The sequence below is a fragment of the Kineococcus gypseus genome (genome assembly GCF_050871305.1).
Classification (GTDB): Bacteria; Actinomycetota; Actinomycetes; order Actinomycetales; family Kineococcaceae; genus Kineococcus; species Kineococcus gypseus.
In genome coordinates this window covers 1-1,854 of sequence record NZ_JBJLRD010000111.1, presented here as the reverse complement: position 1 = coordinate 1,854, position 1,854 = coordinate 1, and the positions used below count along the sequence as shown (strand labels likewise).

Annotated in this window: 3 protein-coding genes; 2 read left to right on the top strand and 1 reads right to left on the bottom strand. The window is 81.7% G+C overall.

Annotated elements, in window-relative coordinates; all coding sequences use genetic code 11:
* Nucleotides 1-424 precede the first annotated feature (424 nt).
* Entirely contained in the window at nucleotides 425-1,000 is a 576-nt protein-coding gene (locus ACRYMN_RS20815; protein WP_432499331.1) for a GNAT family N-acetyltransferase, read from the top strand.
* Nucleotides 1,001-1,036: 36 nt separating this feature from the next.
* Here ACRYMN_RS20815 and ACRYMN_RS20810 read toward each other — a convergent pair whose 3' ends face one another.
* Nucleotides 1,037-1,615, bottom strand: a complete 579-nt coding sequence (locus tag ACRYMN_RS20810) for a helix-turn-helix domain-containing protein (protein WP_432499330.1) — start codon at nucleotides 1,613-1,615, stop codon at nucleotides 1,037-1,039.
* Between the two features lie 6 nt (nucleotides 1,616-1,621).
* Between ACRYMN_RS20810 and ACRYMN_RS20805 the strand changes: the two genes are divergently transcribed.
* Nucleotides 1,622-1,854: hypothetical protein (locus ACRYMN_RS20805; protein ID WP_432499329.1), on the top strand; the 233-nt coding region annotated here is incomplete at its 3' end.

Sequence of the window (1,854 nt, the reverse complement as noted above, 5' to 3'; positions counted from 1 at the left end):
CCCCCCCCCCCCCCCCCCCCCCCCCCCCCCCCCCCCCCCCCCCCCCCCCCCCCGCCGGGGGGGGGGCCCCCCCGGGTCCGGCGGGGGGCGCGGTCGCGGGGGCGGAGCCGCCCGGGGCCGCGGGCGACGAGGGGGCCGCGGCCGCCGGAGCCGCGGGGGCGGTGGTCGCGGCCGTGGGGACGGTGGTCGCGGGGACCGGTGCCGGTGCGCTCGCGGCGGACGTGCCGCCGCCCGAGCAGGCGGCGCTCGCGGCGGCGGTGGCGGCGAGCAGGGCGGCGAGCAGGGGGGCGGTGGTGCGGCGGGCGGTGCTCACGGTTCGACCTCCAGGCGGTTCGTGCGGGCAACCTCCCGTAGGACGTGCGGGAGCGCCGCCGGGTTCACCGGCCCGGCGCGCGGGCCCGCCCGGGTGCGCGACGATGGCCCGGTGCCGCCCGACGACCCCGCGGTCCCCGAGCGGACCGCGCGCCTGCTGCTGACGCCCCCGCGGCTGAGCGACCTGGAGGACGTCTTCGCGCTGTACTCCGACCCGGCGGTGTGGGAGCACCTGCCGTCGGGCCGGCACACCGACCGCACCCGCACCGCGCTGCTGCTGGAGCGGGTGCGCGAGAGCTGGGACCTGATCGGCCTGGGCAGCTGGGTGGCGCGGCTGGCCGAGGGCCCGGGCGCGGGGCGGCTGGTGGGGGTGGGCGGCTGCGACCTGCGCCTGGGGGTGGCGTGGAACCTGGGGTACCGGCTGCACCGGGCCGACTGGGGCCTCGGCTACGCCTCGGAGATCTCGCGCGCGGCCGTGGCGGCGGCGCGGCGGGTGCGCTTCGACCTGCCGGTGACCGCCTACCTGCTGGAGACGAACGCGCGCTCGGCCGCCACCGCCGAGCGCGCCGGGCTGCACCTGGTGTGGCGGGGGCCGGACGCGGGCAACCCCGACCCGGCGGCGGTGCGGCTGGTGTACGCCGACCGGCCGCTGGCGCGCGTGGCGGTGGACCTGCTGACGAGCACCTAGGGGCCGGCACCCGACGCGCCGGCGCTCCCCGCTCGCTCAGCGCCCGCGCGGCTTCGCCCGCACGTGCATGCGCTCGCCCTGCGGGCCGAAAACGCTGATCAGCTCCACGGGCGCCGTGCCCGGGTTGCTCACCGCGTGCGGCACGTGGGTGTCGAACTCCGCCGCCTCCCCGGGCGGCAGGCGCAGGTCCGCCTCGCCCAGCCGCAGGCGCAGCGTCCCGGACAGGACGTAGAGCCACTCGTAGCCCTCGTGGACCTGCGGCTCGACGTCCTGCCCGGTGCCCGGGGCCAGCACGAGCTTGTAGGCGCGCAGGCCCCCCGGCGCGCGCGTCAGCGGGATGGACGTCATGCCGTGGCGCGAGCGGCTGGCGCGCCGGCGCGGCGGGGCGGGCGGGGCGACCAGCTCGTCGAGGCTGACCTCGTAGTGCGCCACCAGGGGCAGCAGCAGCTCCAGGGTGGCGCGCCGGCCGCCGGACTCCAGGCGGGACAGGGTGCTGGCGGAGGTGCCGGTGACCGCGGAGACCTGCGCGAGGGTCTCGCCCCGCGCGGTGCGCAGGCGCCGCAGGCGCGGGCCGACGGCGTCGAGGGCGGCGGGGACGTCCACGGGCGCGGGCACGGCCCCATGGAACACGACGGCACCGCCGGGCACGACGGCCCGGCCGGGCACGACGGCCCGGCCGGGCACGACGGCCCGGCCGGGCACGACGGCCCGGCCGGGCACGACGGCCCGGCCGGGCACGACGGCGCGGCCGGGCACGACGGCGCGGCCGGGCACGACGGCGCGGCCGGGCACGACGGCGCGGCCGGGCACGACGGCGCGGCCGGGCACGACGGCGCGGCCGGGCACGACGGCGC